This window comes from Ensifer adhaerens (assembly GCF_001270265.1).
Lineage (GTDB): Bacteria > Pseudomonadota > Alphaproteobacteria > Rhizobiales > Rhizobiaceae > Ensifer > Ensifer adhaerens_B.
Genome location: NZ_LGAP01000034.1, coordinates 1 through 19748, shown reverse-complemented (window position 1 = coordinate 19748; position 19748 = coordinate 1). Strand labels below are relative to the sequence as shown.

General features: G+C 60.8%; 20 protein-coding genes, 1 tRNA gene and 1 pseudogene. 7 read left to right on the top strand and 15 right to left on the bottom strand.

Annotation, left to right across the window (positions count from 1 at the left end; all coding sequences use genetic code 11):
* Positions 1 to 5: 5 nt before the first annotated feature.
* From AC244_RS30030 to AC244_RS30005, 6 genes are all read right to left on the bottom strand, one after another.
* Positions 6 to 1295 (bottom strand): AAA family ATPase, encoded by a 1290-nt coding sequence (locus tag AC244_RS30030; RefSeq protein WP_053252490.1) that lies wholly within the window; start codon positions 1293 to 1295, stop codon positions 6 to 8.
* An 18-nt stretch (positions 1296 to 1313) separates the two neighbouring features.
* Positions 1314 to 2009 (bottom strand): CpaD family pilus assembly protein, encoded by a 696-nt coding sequence (locus AC244_RS30025; protein WP_053252489.1) that lies wholly within the window; start codon positions 2007 to 2009, stop codon positions 1314 to 1316.
* A gap of 56 nt (positions 2010 to 2065) precedes the next feature.
* Positions 2066 to 3601 carry a type II and III secretion system protein family protein gene (locus AC244_RS30020; RefSeq protein WP_053252531.1) on the bottom strand — a complete coding sequence of 512 codons (1536 nt, stop codon included), beginning with the start codon at positions 3599 to 3601 and terminating at the stop codon, positions 2066 to 2068.
* 20 nt (positions 3602 to 3621) lie between these two features.
* Positions 3622 to 4434, bottom strand: a complete 813-nt coding sequence (cpaB, locus tag AC244_RS30015) for a Flp pilus assembly protein CpaB (protein WP_053252488.1) — start codon at positions 4432 to 4434, stop codon at positions 3622 to 3624.
* Between the two features lie 148 nt (positions 4435 to 4582).
* Positions 4583 to 5098, bottom strand: coding sequence for a prepilin peptidase (locus AC244_RS30010; RefSeq protein ID WP_053252487.1), 516 nt, complete (start codon positions 5096 to 5098; stop codon positions 4583 to 4585).
* Positions 5099 to 5242: 144 nt separating this feature from the next.
* The gene (locus tag AC244_RS30005) at positions 5243 to 5425 is read right to left on the bottom strand and encodes a Flp family type IVb pilin (protein WP_053252486.1); all 183 of its coding nucleotides are present in this window, start codon (positions 5423 to 5425) and stop codon (positions 5243 to 5245) included.
* Between the two features lie 252 nt (positions 5426 to 5677).
* Here AC244_RS30005 and AC244_RS30000 point away from each other — a divergent pair, with 252 nt between their 5' ends.
* From AC244_RS30000 to AC244_RS29970, 7 genes are all read left to right on the top strand, one after another.
* On the top strand, positions 5678 to 6100 hold the full coding sequence (locus AC244_RS30000) for a pilus assembly protein N-terminal domain-containing protein (protein WP_053252485.1): 423 nt from the start codon (positions 5678 to 5680) through the stop codon (positions 6098 to 6100).
* A 117-nt stretch (positions 6101 to 6217) separates the two neighbouring features.
* A complete protein-coding gene (locus AC244_RS29995; RefSeq protein ID WP_053252484.1) occupies positions 6218 to 6853 on the top strand; it encodes a TadE/TadG family type IV pilus assembly protein in 636 nt (211 codons plus the stop codon).
* Between the two features lie 32 nt (positions 6854 to 6885).
* Complete coding sequence (locus tag AC244_RS29990) at positions 6886 to 7452, top strand: TadE/TadG family type IV pilus assembly protein (protein ID WP_414735966.1); 567 nt, start codon at positions 6886 to 6888, stop codon at positions 7450 to 7452.
* A gap of 138 nt (positions 7453 to 7590) precedes the next feature.
* Positions 7591 to 8811: a phosphopentomutase gene (locus AC244_RS29985; protein ID WP_053252482.1), complete on the top strand. Its 1221-nt coding sequence runs from the start codon at positions 7591 to 7593 to the stop codon at positions 8809 to 8811.
* On the top strand, positions 8808 to 9776 hold the full coding sequence (locus tag AC244_RS29980) for an adenosine deaminase (protein ID WP_053252481.1): 969 nt from the start codon (positions 8808 to 8810) through the stop codon (positions 9774 to 9776). Before AC244_RS29985 ends, AC244_RS29980 begins: the two co-directional genes overlap by 4 nt.
* A gap of 129 nt (positions 9777 to 9905) precedes the next feature.
* The gene (upp, locus tag AC244_RS29975) at positions 9906 to 10535 is read left to right on the top strand and encodes a uracil phosphoribosyltransferase (RefSeq protein WP_053252480.1); all 630 of its coding nucleotides are present in this window, start codon (positions 9906 to 9908) and stop codon (positions 10533 to 10535) included.
* 142 nt (positions 10536 to 10677) lie between these two features.
* Positions 10678 to 11208, top strand: coding sequence for a TIGR02281 family clan AA aspartic protease (locus tag AC244_RS29970; protein WP_053252479.1), 531 nt, complete (start codon positions 10678 to 10680; stop codon positions 11206 to 11208).
* Here the strand turns inward: AC244_RS29970 and deoA are convergent.
* From deoA to AC244_RS29925, 9 genes and pseudogenes are all read right to left on the bottom strand, one after another.
* On the bottom strand, positions 11201 to 12517 hold the full coding sequence (gene deoA / locus AC244_RS29965) for a thymidine phosphorylase (RefSeq protein ID WP_053252478.1): 1317 nt from the start codon (positions 12515 to 12517) through the stop codon (positions 11201 to 11203). The two genes, AC244_RS29970 and deoA, sit on opposite strands and share 8 nt — an antisense overlap.
* The gene (locus AC244_RS29960; RefSeq protein ID WP_053252477.1) at positions 12514 to 13320 is read right to left on the bottom strand and encodes a purine-nucleoside phosphorylase; all 807 of its coding nucleotides are present in this window, start codon (positions 13318 to 13320) and stop codon (positions 12514 to 12516) included. The genes deoA and AC244_RS29960 overlap by 4 nt, the downstream gene beginning before the upstream one ends.
* Positions 13317 to 13709: a cytidine deaminase gene (locus AC244_RS29955; RefSeq protein ID WP_053252476.1), complete on the bottom strand. Its 393-nt coding sequence runs from the start codon at positions 13707 to 13709 to the stop codon at positions 13317 to 13319. Before AC244_RS29955 ends, AC244_RS29960 begins: the two co-directional genes overlap by 4 nt.
* A 4-nt stretch (positions 13710 to 13713) precedes the next feature.
* The gene (locus AC244_RS29950; RefSeq protein WP_053252475.1) at positions 13714 to 14685 is read right to left on the bottom strand and encodes an ABC transporter permease; all 972 of its coding nucleotides are present in this window, start codon (positions 14683 to 14685) and stop codon (positions 13714 to 13716) included.
* Positions 14686 to 14689: 4 nt separating this feature from the next.
* The gene (locus AC244_RS29945) at positions 14690 to 15823 is read right to left on the bottom strand and encodes an ABC transporter permease (RefSeq protein WP_053252474.1); all 1134 of its coding nucleotides are present in this window, start codon (positions 15821 to 15823) and stop codon (positions 14690 to 14692) included.
* Complete coding sequence (locus AC244_RS29940) at positions 15820 to 17355, bottom strand: ABC transporter ATP-binding protein (protein WP_053252473.1); 1536 nt, start codon at positions 17353 to 17355, stop codon at positions 15820 to 15822. Before AC244_RS29940 ends, AC244_RS29945 begins: the two co-directional genes overlap by 4 nt.
* A gap of 249 nt (positions 17356 to 17604) precedes the next feature.
* A pseudogene (locus tag AC244_RS38965) lies at positions 17605 to 18394 on the bottom strand (HAD-IC family P-type ATPase); the annotation flags it as partial.
* A 6-nt stretch (positions 18395 to 18400) separates the two neighbouring features.
* Positions 18401 to 19003, bottom strand: coding sequence for a cation transporter (locus tag AC244_RS38960; RefSeq protein ID WP_053252471.1), 603 nt, complete (start codon positions 19001 to 19003; stop codon positions 18401 to 18403).
* A gap of 304 nt (positions 19004 to 19307) precedes the next feature.
* Positions 19308 to 19384 (bottom strand) — tRNA-Met (locus AC244_RS29925).
* Between the last annotated feature and the right edge of the window lie 364 nt (positions 19385 to 19748).

Genomic DNA, 19748 nt, shown 5'->3' with positions numbered 1-19748 from the left:
GTCGTCTATTTCTTGCCGAGCGCTGCCAGCACCTTGCCGAGGCCGCCGCGTCGCGCCTTCTTCATCGACACACGGCCGGTCAACAGATGCGCAAACTGGGAGAAGGTTTCAGCTGCCGCCGACTTCTTGTCGATCTCCGCAATCATACGACCGCTGTTCGATGCGTTGCCGAAGAGAACGGCGTCGAACGGGATGATGGCTGCGGCTTCGATTTCCAGCGATTCGCAGAATTCATTCACCGCAATCTCCGGACGCTTCGGCATACCGACCTGGTTGAGAACGAGATGCGGCTGTTTGTCGTTCGGCCGAAGCTTCTTCAAAGCATCGAGCAGGTTCTTCGTGTTGCGAAGACTTGCGAGATCCGGCACCGCGGTGATCACGACCTCATCGACGTCGCCGAGAACCGAACGCGTCCATTCCGTCCACATATGCGGGATGTCGAGCACCGAAACGGGCGCGCTGCGCTGCAGGATTTCGAGGATCGGATGAAAGGCGCCGCCCTCGAAATCATAGGCACGATCCAGCATCGACGGCGCCGCAAGCAGCGAAAGATGCTCGGAGCATTTGGTCAAAAGGCGATCGAGAAAGACCTCGTCGAGCCGCTCGGGTGCAAAGACCGCCTCCGAAATACCCTGCGGAGGATCCTGATCGAAATCGATATTGGCGGTGCCGTAAGGCAGATCGAGATCGGCAAGAATGGTTTCGGTTGAAAAAAGATTAGAAATGCCCCAGGCGCAATTGTGCGCGATGGTCGAAGAACCGCTGCCGCCCTTGGCGCCGATAAAGGCCAGGCTGCGTCCCAAAGGCTCAGCATCGGGGTCGACGAAAATCGATGCGACCGCCGCCAGAATGTCCGGCATCGCCACCGGCGCAACCATATACTCGGAAATGCCATTGCGGATAAGATCGCGATAAAGGGCGATATCGTTGTATTTGCCGACGAGAACGACCTTGGTGCTTGGGTCGCAGACCGCAGCCAATGGCGCAAGCTCCGTCAGCAGCAATCGGGGTTCTGTTGACGTTTCCAGAATGATCAGATTCGGCGTCGACACGGTCGCAAACATGTTTGCCGCAGCATCGATGCCGCCACTGTTGATGCGCAAGCTGACCTTCGCCATGCGGCGATCCTGCCCGCAACGCTCCATCAGTCGCTGCATCGCCTCGCTTTCGCAAAACGCGTGGATCGAGATGCGCGGCAGCGGACGGACCTGCTCCAGGTCGCCCGGTTGCACCGTATCGAAGGTGGGATCGCCTGCCCCGGCGCCCGTTTCGATCCTGTACTCAATGGTGCTCATCTGCTGATCCCAACGATATCAATTAAAGATGATGACGGGTCCGTCACTCTTTTCGGTTCCGCGCCAGTCCGTGATGACCTGACCGCGCTGCTCCGCATCGATCGGCGACATCTGGCGCGGGCCGAGCAGATCGGTCGGATTGGAAATCTGGGCCGCCAGATTGGATTGCGATGCGCAGCCGAAATTGTAGTAGTTGCGGTTCTGGATCGTGTTGAGCGCAACGTCCTCGGGCCATTCACCACAAGGGCCGGTCTGGGCAGTGATCGCCACATAGCGTATGCGAACAGGAGCAGCGTCACCCATCGGACCGGCCTCGTAGCCCGCCTCGATCAGCCGCTTCGCGGGGACACCGGCGGCAACGAGAACGCTGCGGATCTCCTTGCGCATGGCCTGCGCAGCATGGCTGTTTGCCGAACCGCGCGGCAGCATGATCTGGACAACACCGGTCGACGAATTGCGATATTCGGCAGCAAAGCCGCTGATGACGTCGCGTGTGCCCTGCGTCAGCCGGCGGTCGCCGGAGGCGATCGGGATATCGATCGTACGCTCACCTTCGGCAAGCACAATCGGGTGGCGGGTGCGGTAGTCATCCGGGATGGAGCCCGTGGCAAGATTGTCCTTGGTGCCGCAGCCGGCAAGCAGCCCCGCGGCAACGACGAGGATTGCAGCATGCCGCAAGTGACGGGCGGGAATTCCGGATCTGTTGAGGGACATGGCACTCGGCCTTTCAGAATTCTCGTGGAAGCTGCTTCGCGTTTGCATGACCCAGCCTATTTGTAGATGAAGCCGACGTTGCCATGGTACCGGCCGGCCGGCGCGGATGCTTCCGGGCGCCCGTAGATGCGGTTCACACGACCGAGGAAGAAGCTATCGAGATCGTTGGCTGCATTGAAATTGTCGTCGGGCCTGGAGATCGCGCTTCTGGCGACCGGGCGCACGAGATAGGGCGTCGCGATGATGACGAGTTCGGTTTCGTTGCGGACGAAATCCTTGCTGCGGAAGAGCGTCCCAAGGATCGGGATCTTCGATGCACCCGGCAGGCCGGACATGGCCTGGCGGATATTGTCCTGCACCAAACCGGCGATGACGATCGAACCGCCCGAGGGGAGCTCGACGCTGGTCGACGCCTCACGTCTGCGGATGCCGAGGAAGGTCTGACCGGGGATGGAGGTCAAGCCGTTACCGGTGACGACCGAACCCTCATAGGTCGGTTCGGAGACGTTGGTTTCGATCTGCAGGCTGATACGGCCCGGCCCCAGAACTACCGGCTTGAAGTTCAAGCGAATTCCGTATTCGACGTCGTTGACCTCACGCGTAACTGTTGGGTCGCCGGTTTCGTCATCGATCTTAACTTCCTGGTTGCCGGCAAGGCGAAATTCCCCGCCGACATAGAATTTTGCCTCTTGCCCGGAAATAGCCGTCAGGCTGGGTTCGGCCAGCGTGCGCATGACGCCGGCTTGCTCCATCGCGTTGATGTAGCTCGAGATCGTCGTGCCGCCGATAGACCCCTTGATCAGCGCATTCGCGCCGACGCTGATCGCATCGCCGAGGTTGGCGGGATTGCGGAAGCCGATACCGCTCTCGCCGTCGCTGACACGTCCGTTGAAGCCCAATTGCTTCAAGACCTGGCGGCTGACTTCGGCCACCGTCACCTTCAGCGTGACCTGATCGTCGCCATCGATCGTCAGCAGGTTGACGATCTGCGAGACCTGCCGATCTTCGGCAAAGATATCGGCGTCACCGTTGTTGCCCTGGGCCGTGATATTGCGTGTCGTCGCTTCACCGCCCTGGAGAAAGGCCTTGGCGAGATCGACGGCTCGCGTCGAATCGAGCGGCGTGCGCACGGTGCCCGTCAACACGATGTTGTCGGAGATGATCTCGACGTTGATTTCGGCATCGGGGATGAAACGACGCAGATTTGACTGCAGATTGGCGATGTCACGCTCAACCTCGACATCAAGACTGATGATCTCTTCGCCATTTGGCCCGAAGACAAAAATATTGGTCTGCCCAACGGATTTGCCGAAGAGATAGATCCGCCGGGATGTGCGCGTAACGGCATCGGCGAGCGATGGGTCGGCGACGAGAATATCATGGGCATCGGCCGGAAGATCGACGACAACGGCCTTGTTCAGCCCCAGGCTGACCTTCTTCTTCACCCCGGGCCCACTTTCAACGATCCTGACGACCGACGAGGCGGCCGCCTGGGCGGACGGGAGCGTTGGCAGCGCCATGCCCGAGAATGTCAGGCAAAACGACAGGCCGGCTGCAACGGACGCCCGAAATTTGTTTCCGCTCGGCTTCACCTTGCGCTCCGCTCGATCACTCATTGTTGCTGACCTTGGCTGACGGCACCGTCATTCTTCACGATGGAGCCCGACTTGATGACCTGGATGCTGGGCTGGCCATCGCCGCTCAGAAGATAATCCGCAGCGTTCGTGTCGGGCTCTTGAGCATCTGCGACGCTGCGAAGGGCGAGCGAAATGCGTTCGGCCATTTGCTGCGCGACGGTCATGACCTTTGATTGGTCCGGTGTCAGTTCCAGCGTCGCCGTGGTTCCGACAACGGATTTGGAGCCGTCATCCTTCTCCTCGACCTGCTGGTCGATCGCCAGCACGCGAACGTTGCTGAGCACCGTTTCCGTCAGGTAGAGATCACCGTCCGATTTGCGGACCATGATGACGTCGACGCGGTCATTCGGAAGGATGAAGCCACCCGCACCGGTAGCAACGGTGATTTCCGTGGCAACGGCGCGCTTGCCTGCAGGCAAGAGCGACGACATGATTCGGCTGGAAGAATCGGCGACTTTTTCGCTACGTACAGGTTCGCCATTGAATATGGGCAGGCGAACCACAGCTCCGGTAAGGTCTTCGATTGCAGAGGGACGGTTTTCCTCGGTGATCAGCCCGTCGACGACACCGTCCTTGGGCCATGCCATCCAGTGCACGGCATCGCCACCCAAACGCGACCCCACGGGCAAGCTCTTGCTGGCAACGAGGACATTGACGGTCGGCGCCCGCTCGATCAATGGTTCCGCCATTTGTCGTGCGGGACCGCGGGTCAGCTTCATCGCCAACAACCCGGCCATCGCCGCAGATGCGACGGCCACCGCCAGTATGATGATGCGAACCGGTTTCATGATGGTTTCTGAGCCCCGCAGATATGCTGGGGTCAGATTGATCAGGAATTGGTGTAATTATAGTTAACAAGCCTCTTACGGGCATAGTTAACAATTCCTCTACAGCCTTCACGCTTTGCCTTGATCGGCAAGAACAGCCAGATTGCGTCTAACCGTTCAACTGAGAAAATGCCTGCAGCATCAGGGGTGATGTCGGGTAGGCAGCAAATCCCCCAAGTGCGATTGCAATCCCATAGGGAATCTTCTTGGCCGTAAACAGAAGGCGCGGAAGCGGAATGCCAGCCGCCAATATCCTGCTCTCCTGCGTCCTGAGCAGTAGGATGGCTACTGTCAAAAGTCCGCCGAACAACGACACATAAATGAGAAACGCCACCAAGGCGTTGGTGAGGCCAAACCAGACTGCGCACGCGGTCAAGAGCTTGGCGTCACCGCCACCCATGACATTCAGCGCAAATAGAAGAAAGCAAACCGCGAAGACAGCCGCCGCGGCGACGACATGCAAACCGATCTGCCAAAAATCGACACCGGACGCCAGCGCGATAACAAGAAACGCACCTAAGAGGATGGCCGGAACACGATTTGGGATCGTCATCGTGAGCAAATCCGACAGGGCAGCGAAAGCCAGGCAGAGGGGGAAGACAATAAAGATCGCGGCGCTACTCATAGCACTTTCCTACTAATGGAGCGGATACATTGCAGCGAATAGATAAACAAAGAATAATCTCGCAGAGAGATCGAACAGCACCATAAAAGCCAAAGGCCGCTCCACACGGGAACGGCCTCCAGAACAAAAGGACGATAGTCCGATTTACATGTTTGTGACGGCGGTCGACATTTCATTCTTCAGCCCATTGAACAGCAGATCCAGCTGATCGCCGAGGGCAGTCGCGCCGCCGATGAGGGCAACGGAGATCAGAGCGGCGATCAGGCCGTATTCGATGGCGGTTGCGCCGGACTCGTCCTTCATCAGACGGGCAAAAATCTTCTTCATGATGATTCTCCTAACTTCACGTTTGTTGTTCAGCACGTCCGCCAACTGTTGCCGTTGATCGGATGAGCCCAACCTAGCCCTGCCGAATTGCTACCGGCTTAACGAAGACAGCTACCAAAAGGTTAACGGCCCACCACTGATTTTTGGGTAAACGAATAGGAAATGTGTCGAGTTGGAGTGCTGCCGCCCGACTTAACGGTTCATTCACCAAGAGTATCGATGATGGGGCGAATGCCATCTCAGGGACTTGCCATGATTTTGCCCTTCGCGGCCAACCGGACCGCCACGCTGACACTCGCGATCTTCGGCATGCTTTCACTCATGGCGATGTCGGCCGCGAACGCGCAGGACGACATGATGCGCGTCTACATGGACCACGCACGCGTACTCAAGCTCGACCGGCCGGTCGCCAAGGTCATCATCGGCAATGCGGAAGTTGCAGATGCAACCGTTGCCGATGCCCGCACGATCGTCATTACCGGCCGCAGTTTCGGCACGACAAATCTTGTCATTCTCGATCAGGACGGAAACGCCATCGTCGATGAGCAAATTCTCGTGTCGATCGACGAAGCCAACACTCTGCGCGTCTACCGGCAGACGTCGCGCACCGTGCTCTCCTGTACGCCAAGTTGTGAACGGCACGTGGAGCGCAAAACCGCAAGTGGCGGAAACTGAGTAAACTGCGAGAAACGTTGGAAATTCACTAAAATACCCACGATCATCGCAAACGAAATATCAATAGTTACTCCCTATTTTGCCTCTCCGTCAGACGTAACATGATGGGACGGCGCGATGAGCATCGAGCAGGAAACACTGCGGCCCCAAAAGGGCGCAAAGCCTCTACGAGGCATGTGGGGGCGTTTCCGGCGCGACAGAAAAGGGACCGCGAGCATTGAGTTCGCGATACTGGCTCTCCCCTTCTTCATGGTGATTTTCGCCTCCATCGAAACGTTCCTCGCGTTCTATGGCGACCAGCTCCTGGCCAACGCGACCGAGACGTTGGCACGCAAGATCCGCACCGGCGAAATCACGTTCAACCGGGGCAAGCCGGCGACGGACATGGACGAGGTCAAGTTTCGCGAGGCGTTCTGCAACGAAATCTCCGTTTTGATGACGTGCTCGGCGACGGAGGCCGCCGAAGCCTCGAAGCTCTACATCGACGTCAGAACGGTCACCGATCTCACCAAATTCCCGGTGCTCATCCCGCGAATGGACACCTCGTCGTCGTCGTCGGATCTCAAGACAACCGACCTGAAGTTTGCGCCGGGCGGACCAGGCTCCTTCAACGTCATGCGCGCGTACTATCGCTGGAGTGTGATGACCGATCTCATCAGGCCATTTGTAACCAACCTGCGCCCGGCCGGATCCAGCATGCCCAAAGACTATCTCATGGTTTCCACAACCACTTTCCGCACAGAAAACGAGTGAGGCGCGTCGTGAAGACTTTAACGATGCACTGGATGCCGGCAATCCGTCTGACCTTCGCGAGCTTCCGCTCACTGCTAAAAGACCAGCGCGGGCTGGGCGGTGTAGAATTTGCCATCGTCACGCCGCTGCTGATCATGATTTACATCGGCGCATTCGAATTATCGCTCGGCTTTACCGTGGCGGGCAAGGCAGCGCGTGCGTCCAGCGCCGTGGCCGACCTGGTTTCTCAGCAAACCGAGGTCAACAAGGCCTATCTGGGAAACATGTCGAATGTCGTGAAAAGCATCCTCGCGCCGTATGAGGGATCAACATACACGCTCAAGATCTCCGGCATCGAGGTCACCGGCGCAAATCAGGGGACCGTCATCTGGTCGCGCGATCAGAATGGCGCAGTGCCCTACGCTGCAAACTCGACGACGACCGTTCCGGCCCAATTTACTGCGACCAAAGCCTTCGTCATTCGGACGGAACTTATCGTGGAGCATGAAGTGTTGTTGTTCGCGCAGAACCTCGCCTCCAGCAGCAACACGGTGGATTTGTCCAAAACCACCTATTTCCGCTCACGCCAGGCCGAAATCATAAAGTGCCCCGATTGCTGATCGGAGCTTGATCGAGGCCAATTGCATTGCGGCGTCGCCGGCGGTATTCCTTCGGGATTGCGCCGGCAGCATCTGCTTCCGCGCTCATTGCAGCACCGGACCGCAGCTCCGCTCGCGCTCCGGCTTACCGGAACTTTCATGGCGCGCGCTTTTCTCTTTGTCCTCGATTCCTTCGGCATAGGCGGAGCGCCGGACGCCGAAACCTACGGCGACCTTGGCGCCGATACGCTTGGCCACATCGCCGAATTCTGCGCGGCGGGTGGAGCGGATCGGGCAGGCTTGCGCGAAGGTCCGCTGCATCTCCCCAACATGTCGGCACTCGGGCTCGTGCACGCGGCGAAATTGGCCGCGGGCCGCGTGCCGGTGGGCATGCCGGTTCCAGGCCGGGTCTATGGCGCCTATGGCGCCGCCAGCGAAGTCTCGCGCGGCAAGGATACGCCGTCCGGACATTGGGAGATCGCCGGGACGCCCGTCATGTTCGATTGGGGCTATTTCTCGGCCGAGGGCGACGCCTTTCCCGCCGAACTGGTCGAAGCGATTTGCCGCGAGGGCAATATCCCCGGCATTCTCGGCAACTGCCACGCCTCCGGCACTGATATCATCGCGCGCCTCGGTGAGGAGCATATGCGGACGGGAAAGCCGATCTGTTACACCTCCTCGGACAGCGTCTTTCAGATTGCCGCGCACGAGCACACCTTCGGACTTGAGCGCCTGCTGGAGTTCTGCCAGATCGTTCGCCGCCTGCTCGACGACTACAATATCGGCCGCGTCATCGCCCGTCCCTTCATCGGGCAGAGCCCGCAGACCTTTGCCCGCACCGGTAATCGGCGGGACTACTCGGTTCTGCCGCCCGAACCAACGGTCCTCGACCGGTTGGTGGAAGCGGGGCGCACCGTGCATGCGATCGGCAAGATCGGCGATATCTTCGCCCACCAGGGCGTGACGAAGCTGACCAAGGCGGACGGCAACATGGCGCTCTTCGACGCGAGCCTGGCCGCTATCGACGAGGCGGAGGACGGCGACCTCGTCTTCACCAACTTCGTCGATTTCGACATGCTTTTCGGCCACCGCCGCGATGTCGCCGGCTATGCCGCGGCGCTTGAAGCCTTCGACGCACGGCTGCCCGATCTCGACCGGCGACTGAAGCCCGGCGATATCGTCATCCTGACGGCAGACCACGGCTGCGACCCGACCTGGCGCGGAACCGATCACACGCGTGAGCGTGTGCCGGTGCTGATGTTCGGCCCGGCCGTTCGCAGCCGTTCGCTGGGGGTTGCCAACACCTTTGCGCATATCGGCGAAACTGTCGCCAGACATCTCGGGATTGCACCGGGCTTACACGGGAGAAGCCTCATTTGACCGCACATCTGAAGAAGGCGGAACTGCATTGCCACATCGAGGGCGCGACGCCGCCGGAGCTGGCGCTGCAGCAGGCGGAAAAGTATGGGCTCGACACCAGCGAGATCATCGCCGACCGCGCCTATGTCTGGGCGGATTTTACCAGCTTCGTGAAATGCTACGACAGCGTCGCCTCACTGTTTCGCACGCAGGAAGACTATGCGCTTCTTGCCGAAACCTATCTGACGGAACTGGCCGAGGCTGGAACGATCTACAGCGAGATCATCGTTTCGCCGGATCACGGCAACACCATCGGGCTTGGTGCCGATGCTTATCTCGAAAGCCTTGCGGCCGGCATGGAGGCCGCCAGGGCAAAGACCGGGATCGAGTCGCGCATGCTGATAACAGGCATCCGCCACCTCGGACCGGAATCGGTCGTCAAAACAGCCGAATTTGCCGCCAGGAGAGAGCATACGCTGGTCACCGGCTTCAATCTGGCGGGAGAGGAGCGCATGCACCGCGTTGCCGATTTTGCCCGGGCGTTCGATATCGCCCGGGACGCCGGCCTGGGCTTGACCATTCACGCCGGCGAGCTTTCGGGCGCGTTCAGCGTGCGCGATGCGCTCGACCATATCAGGCCGTCTCGCATCAGCCACGGCGTGCGTGCGATCGAAGATGCAGACTTGGTCCTAAGGCTCGCCGATGACGGTGTCGTTCTGGAGGTTTGCCCCGGATCCAACATTTCCCTGCAGGTCTTCCCGGATTTCGCCGCGCATCCCTTGCGGGCATTGCATGAAGCCGGAGTGCGAGTGACGCTCAATACCGACGACCCGCCCTTCTTCCACACCTCCCTTGCCCAGGAATATGATATCGCATCGGCGGTGATGGGGTTCAGCGACGACGACATCAACGGCATGACCAGGACGGCGATCGAAGCCGCATTCGTCGACGACGCGACGCGTCAGCGGTTGCTTGCCCGTCTCTGACCGTAACCCGCTTTCACCCAGCGCGGTCGAGCGCGCTGGGGATGAACACAACGAGCCGCCCAACGCCCTTGCGGCCGCGGAGCATTCCATGGAAAAAGGGCAGATACATAAACTTCCGGGAAGGTGGCCATGGACGGCGTTACAGTGATTGATCATCCGCTTGTGCAGCACAAGCTGACCATCATGCGCAAGAAGGAAACCTCGACCGCGGGTTTTCGGCGGCTGCTTCGGGAAATCTCGACGCTGCTCTGCTACGAGGTCACGCGCGATCTGGAACTGACGATGGAGCGCATCGAGACGCCGATGCAGGAGATCGACGCGCCGGTGCTGGAAGGCAAGAAGCTCGTTTTCGCTTCAATCCTGCGCGCCGGCAACGGTCTGCTTGAAGGCATGCTCGAACTGGTGCCGTCGGCCCGCGTCTCCCACATCGGCGTCTATCGCGACCACGAAACGCTGCAGGCGGTGGAGTACTTTTTCAAGGCGCCGGAGAGCCTGTCCGAGCGGCTCATCATCGTCGTCGATCCGATGCTTGCCACCGGCAACTCGTCAATTGCGGCGATCGACAAGCTGAAGGAGCGCGGAGCGAAGAACATTCGTTTTCTCTGCCTGCTGGCGGCACCCGAGGGCATCCGCAACTTCCAAGCGGTCCATCCCGACGTGCCGATCTTCACGGCATCGATCGACAGTCACCTGAACGAACTCGGCTACATCGTGCCCGGGCTCGGTGACGCCGGCGACCGCATGTACGGAACCAAGTGATTTTCCGTTTCTTAACCAGAACGCAAAATTGACTGAAAACCGCCGGCAAACCGGCGGTTTTTTTTTGCCGCATTATCCATCCCCTGCTCTACTGGCCCTCATCGGCACGCGTGTCTGCGGCTGGTATGCGGAAGGTCAGGCCATGTTCGGACGTTTGCTGACATTTGCCGGGGGCATCGCCGTTGCGGCCCTGGTCATTCCTGATCTCGCGAGTTCCTATCTGTCGCGGCCTGAAACTGCCGCCACCAGCAAAACGGGAGCAAACAGCTCCGTTCCGGCAACGACGGCAAAATATGCTTCGGCAAAAGGGGTGGTGCTCGAAGCCGACCGCTCGGGCCATTTCTTCGGAACCTTCCGCATCAATGGCCGGATCGAACGTGGTCTGGTCGATACCGGTGCCAGCACCATCGCGATCAATGTCTCGACCGCACGCAGGCTCGGCCTGTCGGCCGGAGCGCTCACTTTCAATGCACGCGTTCGAACAGCCAATGGCGATGTCGATGCAGCCCCGGCCAAACTGACGAGGGTCGAAATCGGCGGCATATCGCTGCACGATGTCGACGCCCTGGTCCTACCCGACAAGGCGCTTTCCGGCATGCTCGTCGGCATGAGCTTCCTCAGCCGACTATCGTCCTACCGCGTCGAAGACGGTGCGCTGCACCTGGTCAGATGACCCTCGAAAGGATCGGCGAGCGCACCTCCGGCTCGACGTCGGCGATCGTGTAGAGCGCCTTGATCTCTTGGCGCGCCCGTTCGGCCGCATTCTCTTCCGCGGCATGAACGAAAGCGATCGGCTCGCCTTTGACAATCCGCGTTCCCAACGGTTTCAGTTCGGCGAACCCAACGCGGTGGTCGATCTTGTCATTCGGATGCGTCCGCCCGCCGCCCAAGGCGATGACGGCCAGGCCGAGCTCACGGGTCTGGCAGGTGTGCAAATAGCCATCCCTGTCGGCTTCCACCGGCAGGATAACCGGGGCAGGCACGAGGTAGTGTCCGGGACGATCGACGAAATCGCCGGGGCCGCCGAGCGCGTGGACCATCCTGGCGAAACGCTCGAGTGCCGCACCGTTTTCAAGCGCCGTGCGGGCCAGTGCCTCGCCGGCGACCGAATCCATTGCCACACCGGCGGCGGCGAGCATTTCCGCGGCGAAGGCCATCACGACGGTTTCAAGGCGGGTGCCGCTCTTCTCGCCCTTGAGAAAGGCAACGCAGTTCCAGATCTCAAGTGCATTTCCAGCCGCATCGGCCAGAGGTTCATTCATATCCGTCAGCAAGGCCGACGTGCGCACACCGGCACCATTGGCGACGTCGACAAGCGAGCGGGCGAGGACCTCGGCTTCGCCGGGATCGCTCATGAACGAGCCATTGCCGAGCTTGACGTCGAGCACCAGCGACTGCAACCCGGCGGCAAGCTTCTTGGAGAGGATGGACGCGGTAATCAGCGGAACCGAATCGACGGTCGCGGTCACATCACGGATGGCGTAGAGCCGTTTGTCGGCGGGCGCCAGATTGGCGGTCTGGGCGATGATGGCGCAGCCGACCTCGTCGACCGTCTTTCGGAACTGTGAGGCCGACGGCTGGATATCATAGCCGGGTATCGATTCGAGCTTGTCGAGCGTGCCGCCCGTGTGCCCTAATCCCCGCCCGGAGATCATCGGCACGGCCAAGCCGCACGCAGCAACGATCGGGGCAAGCATCAGCGAGACGTTGTCGCCGACGCCCCCGGTCGAATGCTTGTCGACAATGGGGCGGCCGATGCTGCTCCAATCAAGCGTTTCGCCGGAATCGCGCATGGCCAGCGTCAGGGCCACCGTCTCGTCGCGGCTCATGCCCGAAAACCAGATCGCCATGGCGAATGCGGCAACCTGGCCCTCCGAGATCGAACCGTCGGAAAGACCGTGGACGAAGCTCGCGATGTCTGCCGCTTCGAGGCGCTCGCCGTTTCTCTTGCGGCGGATAATCTCCTGGGAAAGCATGGTCACTGAACCGCCGCGTCCGTGGAAATCATGTCCTTGAGAATGGCCGCCAGGCGCTTGCCGCCGACGGGCGCCATGTCCTTGGTCTCGTGATGGCTGAGTTCGGCTCCCGTCATGCCCGCGCCGAAATTGGTGATGACCGAAGCCGCGGCAACCCTAAGGCCAAGGAAGCGCGCGAGAATGACTTCCGGCACGGTCGACATGCCGACCGCATCGGCCCCGAGCACACGCGCCATGCGAATTTCCGCCGGCGTTTCGAAGCTCGGCCCGGAGAACCACATGTAGACGCCATCGTGCAAGGGAATTCCCAGCCGATCGGCTGCGCCTTGCATGCGCGTGGCAAGCTCGGCATCATAGGCGCTGGTCATGCCGACGAAGCGATCGTCGCTTTCGACGCCGATCAGCGGATTGAACCCGGAAAAATTGATGTGATCGGAGATCCGCATGACCGATCCCGGCGGCAGATCGTCACGCAGCGAGCCTGCGGAATTGGTGAGTACGAGCTTTTCGACGCCGAGTTCCTTCAACGTCTGCAACGGCACGCGCATCGCGTTGGCATCGCCACTCTCGTAATAGTGCACCCGGCCCGACAGCATGACGACCGGGACCTCGCCGAGCAAACCGGCGACAAGTTCGCCGGCATGGCCGGAAACGCTGCTGACGGGGAACCCCGGGATATCGGCATAGGAGATGCGTGTCGTGCTACTCACCGCTTCGACGAGCGTCCCAAGTCCTGAACCAAGGACAATGCCATAGCGCGGAGACAGACCGCCCAGTCTGCCCCTCAGGAATTCCGCAGCACTGCTCATCCGAGAATCTCGGTCTCGAAGCTGTGCGGCAGCAGATCCGACAGAGCGAGCGTCTTCTTCACGCCCGTCTCGTCGCAGAGAAAAATGCGCGTGCTGGCACCGGAAAACTCGGCCAGCCGTTGCCGGCACCCGCCGCAAGGAGGGCAGAGCGCCAGCTTCTCGGCGACAACGGCAACTTCCATGATCTTGCGCTGACCTGCCATGACCATATGGCTGATGGCCGTGGTTTCGGCGCACCAGCCCTCCGGGAAGGACAGATTTTCGATGTTCGCCCCGGTGTAGATCTTGCCATCCTCCGCGCGGATGGCGGCACCCACCGGAAACTTCGAATAGGGCGCGTGCGCCTTGGCCATCGCCTCGCGTGCGGCTTCAAAGAGCTCGTTTTCCATGGTCTTACCGCTCCTTCACATAGGGGACGCCGCCGGCTTTCGGCGGGATGGCCTTGCCGATGAAGCCGGCAAGCAAGATGACGGTGAGAATATAGGGCAATGCCTGCATCAGCTGCACGGGCACCTGGCCGATCAACGGCAGGGGATTGCCCTGCAGACGGATCGCGAACGCATCGAGGAAGCCGAAGAGCAGGCAGGCAAGCATGATGTTGAACGGCCGCCATTTGGCAAAGATCAGTGCGGCGAGCGCGATATAGCCCTTGCCCGCCGTCATACCCTTGACGAAGCCGGCGGTCATCGCAAGCGACAGATAGGCGCCGGCAAAGCCACACAGGATGCCGCAGCAGATGACGGCGCGATACCGCATCCAGATCACCGAAATGCCTGCCGTGTCGACGGCGCCCGGGTTTTCACCAACCGCACGCAGCCTGAGGCCGAAGCGGGTTCGATAGAGGATCCACCAGCTGAGCGGCACCATGGCAAAGGCCACATAGGTCAGGATGAAATGCCCGGAGAGCAGATCGGCATAGATCGGCCCGATGAGGGGAACCTCGCGAATGGCGTCCGCGAAGGGGAAGTTGATCGTCTGGAACCGGGCACCTTCGGCCAGTGCCGGCGTACGCCCGCCCTGACGGAACCAGGCCTCGCCGAGGATGACGGTGGAACCGGCAACGATGAAGTTGATGGCAACGCCGGAGACGATCTGGTTGCCGCGCTGGGTGATCGACGCGTAACCGTGCACCAGCGACAGGGCGATCGAGATCAGGATAGCGGCAAGCAATCCCAGCCAGACGGACTGGGTGATCGCCGCGACCGCGCCGGCCGCAAAGGCGGCGCCCAGCATTTTTCCTTCAAGGCCGATATCGAAGATACCGGCGCGCTCGGTGAAGAGCCCGGCAAGGGCCGCGAAGATCAGCGGAACGGAGACGCGGATGGTGGACTCGAGGAGCACCACGATGACGTGGAAGAAATCCATGGCTTCAAGCTCCCTTGGTCTGGGCAACGACCGCGGCGCGCCGGCTGGAGATGGAAAACAACCGAGTGATCGCCGGCCGGAACATGTTTTCAAGCGCGCCCGCGAACAGAATGACGAGGCCCTGAATGATGACGATCATGTCGCGCGAGATCGACGGCATTTCGAACGAGATCTCCGCGCCGCCCTGGTAGAGAACGCCGAAGAGAACCGCCGCCGGGATGATGCCTGCCGGATGCGAGCGGCCCATGAGGGCGACGGCGATGCCGACGAAGCCGGCACCCTGGACGAAATCGAGCTGCATTCGGCCTTGCTCGCCCATGATCGGGTTGAGCGCCATCATGCCGGCAAGCGCGCCGGAGATCATCATGGTGATGACGGTGATGCGGCTCTCGCTCATGCCGGCGTAACGGGCGGCCGACGGGCTGTGGCCCATGGTGCGCATCTCGTAGCCGAGCTTGGTGCGCCAGATCAGCAGCCAGACACCGAAGGCCGCGACAAGTGCCAGCAGGAACGAAATATTGAAGGGCGCCGTTCCGATATCCAGCCCAAAGATCGCCAGCAGCCAATCGAGCTTGGGCAGTTGACCACCTTCGGCGAAGGTGCGCGTCTGCGGCGCCATCGAGCCGAGCGGTTTCAGCACCTTGGTCAGGAGATAGACCATCAGGCTCGACGCAATGAAGTTGAACATGATCGTGGTGATGACGATGTGGCTGCCGCGCTTGGCCTGGAGCCAGCCGGGCAGAAATGCCCAAACGGCGCCGAAGGCGGCCGAACCGATGATCGCCAGCGGGAAGACCACGAACCACGGCATCGTCTGGTCGAGCCAGAGGCACGCAAGGGCGACCCCGATGCCGCCGACATAGGCCTGGCCCTCGCCGCCGATGTTGAAAAGCCCGGCATGGAACGCGACTGCGACCGCAAGCCCGGTGAAGATGAAGGTGGTGGCGTAATAGAGCGTGAAGCCGATATATTCGCCGCGACCGAAGGCACCGTTGATCAGGTGATAGGCCGCCTCGAACGGGTTTTCGCCGACGAGCAGAACCACGAGGCCGGCAACGAGAAACGCGACCGCGAGATTGACCAGCGGGACGAGGCCGTATTCGACCCAACCCGGGAGCTTTGCATAGGGATTGCTCATTCTGCGGCCTCCTTGCGGCCTTCGACGCCGGCCATCAGCAGGCCCAGCTCGCCCTCGGTCGCGTCGGGATCGCGCTCGCCGACGACACGGCCGGCAAACATGACCAGGATCCGGTCCGACAGGGCGCGGATTTCATCGAGTTCGACGGAAACAAGCAGGACAGCCTTGCCCTGGTCGCGCATCTCGATGATCCGTTTGTGGATGAATTCGATGGCGCCGACGTCGACGCCGCGGGTTGGCTGGCCGATGATCAGCACGTCGGGTCCCCGCTCCATTTCGCGGGCGAGAACGATCTTCTGCTGGTTGCCGCCGGAGAAATTGGCGGTCTTCAGCCGCGCGTTCGGCGGACGAATGTCGTATTCGGCGATCTTCTGCTCGGCATCCTTGCGGATGGCATCGACATTCAGGAAGACGCCGTTGAGGTAGCGCTTGTCGTGATGATAGCCGAGGATGGCGTTTTCGCTTTCCTCGAACTTCAGCACGAGCCCGACGTGATGCCGGTCTTCCGGCACGTGAGCGAGGCCGCGATCGCGCAGCTCCTTAGGGTCGGCATGGCCGGTGACGTCGATCGCCTTGCCGTTGAGCAAGACATCACCCGAGACCGCGCGGCGGATACCGGAGATCGCCTCCAGCAGTTCCGACTGGCCATTGCCGGCGACGCCGGCAATGCCGACGATCTCGCCGGCCCTGAGGTTGAAGGAAACATTGTCAACCATGGTGACGCCGCGGCTGTCCTTGACGGTCAGACCGTCGACCGAAAGCTTGACGTCCCCGGGCTTCGCCTCGCCTTTCTCGACGCGCAGCAGCACGCGGCGACCGACCATCAATTCGGCGAGTTCCTCGACCGAGGTTTCCGCCGTCGTGCGCGTCGCCACCATCTCGCCACGCCGCATCACCGAAACCTCGTCGGTGATCGCCATGATTTCCCGCAGCTTATGGGTGATGAGAATGATGGTCTTGCCCTGGCTCTTCAGCTGTTCGAGAACGCGGAAGAGATGATCGGCCTCCGCCGGCGTCAACACGCCGGTGGGCTCATCGAGAATCAGGATATCGGCACGGCGATAGAGCGCCTTGAGGATCTCGACGCGCTGCTGCAGACCGACCGGCAGTTCCTCGATCACGGCGTCGGGATTGACCTCGAGCGCGTATTCGCGCTCCAGCCGCTTCAGCTCGACGCGTGCCTTGGCAATGCCCTTGTTGAGGATCCGGCTCTCCTCGGCTCCGAGCATGACGTTTTCGAGAACGGTGAAGTTCTCGACCAGCATGAAATGCTGGTGCACCATGCCAATGCCGGCGGCGATCGCCGCGTTCGGATCCCGGATCGAGACCTGCTTGCCATCCACGTGGATTTCGCCGCTGTCGGCCTGATAGAAGCCGTAGAGGATCGACATCAGGGTCGATTTTCCCGCACCGTTTTCACCGATGACGCCGTGGATCGTACCCTTGCGGACTTTCAGATTGATATTCTTGTTGGCGTGAACCAGACCGAAGCTCTTGTCGATCCCACGCAGTTCGATGGCAATACTGTCCATATTGGCCTTGCGATCCCCAAACTGGCCCGCTTCGGTCTTCTTCCCAGAAACCGTGCCGGCGATTTTTTTACCATTTGGTATAAGTTTATCATCGATTTCCCGGCGCGGAAGCCCTCAATCGAGATCTCCTTATACTCTCACCGGATCACTGATGAGAGTCCAGCGTGAATATACACAGGCAGATCGACCGTGATCGCAACAAAAAACCGGCGGCATTCGATGCCGCCGGTTCTGTCTTAAACGTTTGCTTCAGTCCGTTTTGGCGGGTCGCAACAGGCGCAGCGCGTTCATAGTCACAAGCACCGTGGCACCGGTATCGGCAAGGATAGCCGGCCAAAGCCCGGTGATTCCGGCGATGGTCGTGACGAGGAAAACAACCCTCAGGCCAAGCGCAATAGTGATAATCTGGAAAATGTTTCGCATTGTAGAGCGGGAAAGGCGGACCATCGCCGCGACATCGCTAACCCTGCCATGCAGCACAGCCGCGTCGGCCGTCTCCAATGCCACGTCCGTGCCGCCGCCCATGGCGATGCCGACATCGGCCGCGGCCAGCGCCGGTGCATCATTGATGCCGTCTCCGATCTTGGCGACATTGAAGCCCGATTTCTTCAATTCGCCGACGATGTGCTGCTTGTCCTCAGGCAGCAGTTCGGCGCGCACTTCCATGCCGAACTGACGGCCAATCGCCTCCACCGTGCGGCGGTTGTCGCCGGTCAGCATGACAACATGAATGCCGCCGTCGGTGAGCGCCTTGACACCGGCCGCGGCATCCGGGCGCGGCTCGTCGCGGATGGCAGGGTCGGCGGTGTCGCCGCGATGGTCCGCCTTTACCGTCGCAATGCCCGGCACCTGCAGCTTCAGCTCGCCGGTGCGTTGCAGTATCGCCCGCGCAAGCGGGTGGCTCGATCCCTGCTCAAGGGCTGCGGCCAAGCCAAGCACCTCGTTCTCGGCGCGGCCGAAGCAGACGACATCGGTGACCTCGGGGTTTGCCTTCGGTCAGCGTGCCGGTTTTGTCGAGTGCAGCGGTGGTTATCTTGCCGACATTTCAAGCACGGCGCCGCCCTTCAGCAGCAGGCCGCGGCATGCCGGAGGTCGCCGCGGCGAAAGCGCGCCGCGCGATCGGCAGCAGGCCGACCAGCATGGCAAGCGTGAAGATCCAGGGCTCGGTGGCTGGAACCAGGTGGCCAAGGCCATAAGCCGCGGCAAGCGCCAGACCGCAGGCGATCGTCAGCCGGCCCTTGCCCGATCGCCACCAGGGACCGTTCGCCGGCCCATGATCGTGCGCATGTGAACTCGGCTGCTGCAACAAGGTTGACCGGGCCGCGTTGTGGCTGTGCTGATGTTCATGAGCGTGGTCGTGCGCGTGCGTATGCTCGTCGTGATCGTGATCGTGATCGTGAGGATGGTCATGGTCGTGATGGCCCGAGCAAGTGTGCACGACAGCAATCGGAGGCGTCTGGTGGGCGGCAATCGGATGCAGGCGGTAGCCGAGGTTTCCGGCCTTGCTGACGATGTTCGCAGAGAGCTCGCCGTCGTCGTCGTGCTTGACCAGCATCGTACCCGCGGCAACGGAAACCAAGACATCTTCCACGCCCGGCATGCGCCGGACGGCTGTGTCGGTCTTCGAGGCGCAGGATGCGCCATCCATGCCCTCGACCCGATAGCGGTTTTCGCGAATATTGCCTGCCAGGACCTGCTCCTTGCATATCTTGACGCAAGGCTGCGGCCTCTAGCGACTAGAGCTGCAGGGCCAAATTGCACGATCCGGCGACGTTTTTTCGCCTCTTCGTCTAGGGTGCGCCGTTCTGGCCGTTGTTCGTAGCCCGGACGCGAGAGATGTCTGCGTGCTGAGGCCAGGCATTGCGCGCAGTGGCTCGGACCGATGGTCCGCTGACGTTTGTGTTTAGAACGCCAAAGCCCGCGGACATTTCTGTCTCGCGGGCTTTTTGATTTGGTTGCGGGGGCAGGATTTGAACCTGCGGCCTTCAGGTTATGAGCCTGACGAGCTACCGGGCTGCTCCACCCCGCGCCATCTAGGTAAACCGCTTAGCGGTTTATCCGTTCCAGCGTAAACCGCTTTGCGGTTTATCGCGGTTGCGTAACCGCTTTAGCGGTTATGCTTTAATCCGGTCCGAGTTTTGCGAAGCAAAATCTCGTTGTTTGTCTGTTTTCAGCTTAACCAAGCAAAAGGGCCGCTTGAGGGCGGCCCGTTTTTTTCGGCTGGGCCGAGAGTGTGTCGAGAAGAGTCTTTATCTGCGCCGCTACCTTATCCTTCTCGGCAATGCCTCGAAGGGGAGCGGCGTTTCGGTTTTTTTATCTTGCGTTTTGCAGACCTGGCAGCGACCTACTCTCCCGCGTCTTAAGACGAAGTACCATCGGCGCTGGGGCGTTTC

Excerpts from the sequence above, each read along its gene's own strand:
- AC244_RS29970 (WP_053252479.1), top strand. The coding sequence starts at position 10,678 with ATGTTCGGACGTTTGCTGACATTTGCCGGGGGCATCGCCGTTGCGGCC.
- AC244_RS30010 (WP_053252487.1), bottom strand. The coding sequence starts at position 5,098 with ATGAGTAGCGCCGCGATCTTTATTGTCTTCCCCCTCTGCCTGGCTTTC.
- AC244_RS29990 (WP_414735966.1), top strand. The coding sequence starts at position 6,886 with ATGCCGGCAATCCGTCTGACCTTCGCGAGCTTCCGCTCACTGCTAAAA.
- AC244_RS29945 (WP_053252474.1), bottom strand. The coding sequence starts at position 15,823 with ATGAGCAATCCCTATGCAAAGCTCCCGGGTTGGGTCGAATACGGCCTC.
- AC244_RS29960 (WP_053252477.1), bottom strand. The coding sequence starts at position 13,320 with ATGAGCAGTGCTGCGGAATTCCTGAGGGGCAGACTGGGCGGTCTGTCT.
- AC244_RS30025 (WP_053252489.1), bottom strand. The coding sequence starts at position 2,009 with ATGTCCCTCAACAGATCCGGAATTCCCGCCCGTCACTTGCGGCATGCT.
- AC244_RS29985 (WP_053252482.1), top strand. The coding sequence starts at position 7,591 with ATGGCGCGCGCTTTTCTCTTTGTCCTCGATTCCTTCGGCATAGGCGGA.
- AC244_RS29940 (WP_053252473.1), bottom strand. The coding sequence starts at position 17,355 with ATGGACAGTATTGCCATCGAACTGCGTGGGATCGACAAGAGCTTCGGT.
- AC244_RS29995 (WP_053252484.1), top strand. The coding sequence starts at position 6,218 with ATGAGCATCGAGCAGGAAACACTGCGGCCCCAAAAGGGCGCAAAGCCT.
- cpaB (WP_053252488.1), bottom strand. The coding sequence starts at position 4,434 with ATGAAACCGGTTCGCATCATCATACTGGCGGTGGCCGTCGCATCTGCG.
- AC244_RS38960 (WP_053252471.1), bottom strand. The coding sequence starts at position 19,003 with ATGGATGGCGCATCCTGCGCCTCGAAGACCGACACAGCCGTCCGGCGC.
- AC244_RS30005 (WP_053252486.1), bottom strand. The coding sequence starts at position 5,425 with ATGAAGAAGATTTTTGCCCGTCTGATGAAGGACGAGTCCGGCGCAACC.
- upp (WP_053252480.1), top strand. The coding sequence starts at position 9,906 with ATGGACGGCGTTACAGTGATTGATCATCCGCTTGTGCAGCACAAGCTG.
- AC244_RS29950 (WP_053252475.1), bottom strand. The coding sequence starts at position 14,685 with ATGGATTTCTTCCACGTCATCGTGGTGCTCCTCGAGTCCACCATCCGC.
- AC244_RS30000 (WP_053252485.1), top strand. The coding sequence starts at position 5,678 with ATGATTTTGCCCTTCGCGGCCAACCGGACCGCCACGCTGACACTCGCG.
- AC244_RS30030 (WP_053252490.1), bottom strand. The coding sequence starts at position 1,295 with ATGAGCACCATTGAGTACAGGATCGAAACGGGCGCCGGGGCAGGCGAT.
- AC244_RS29955 (WP_053252476.1), bottom strand. The coding sequence starts at position 13,709 with ATGGAAAACGAGCTCTTTGAAGCCGCACGCGAGGCGATGGCCAAGGCG.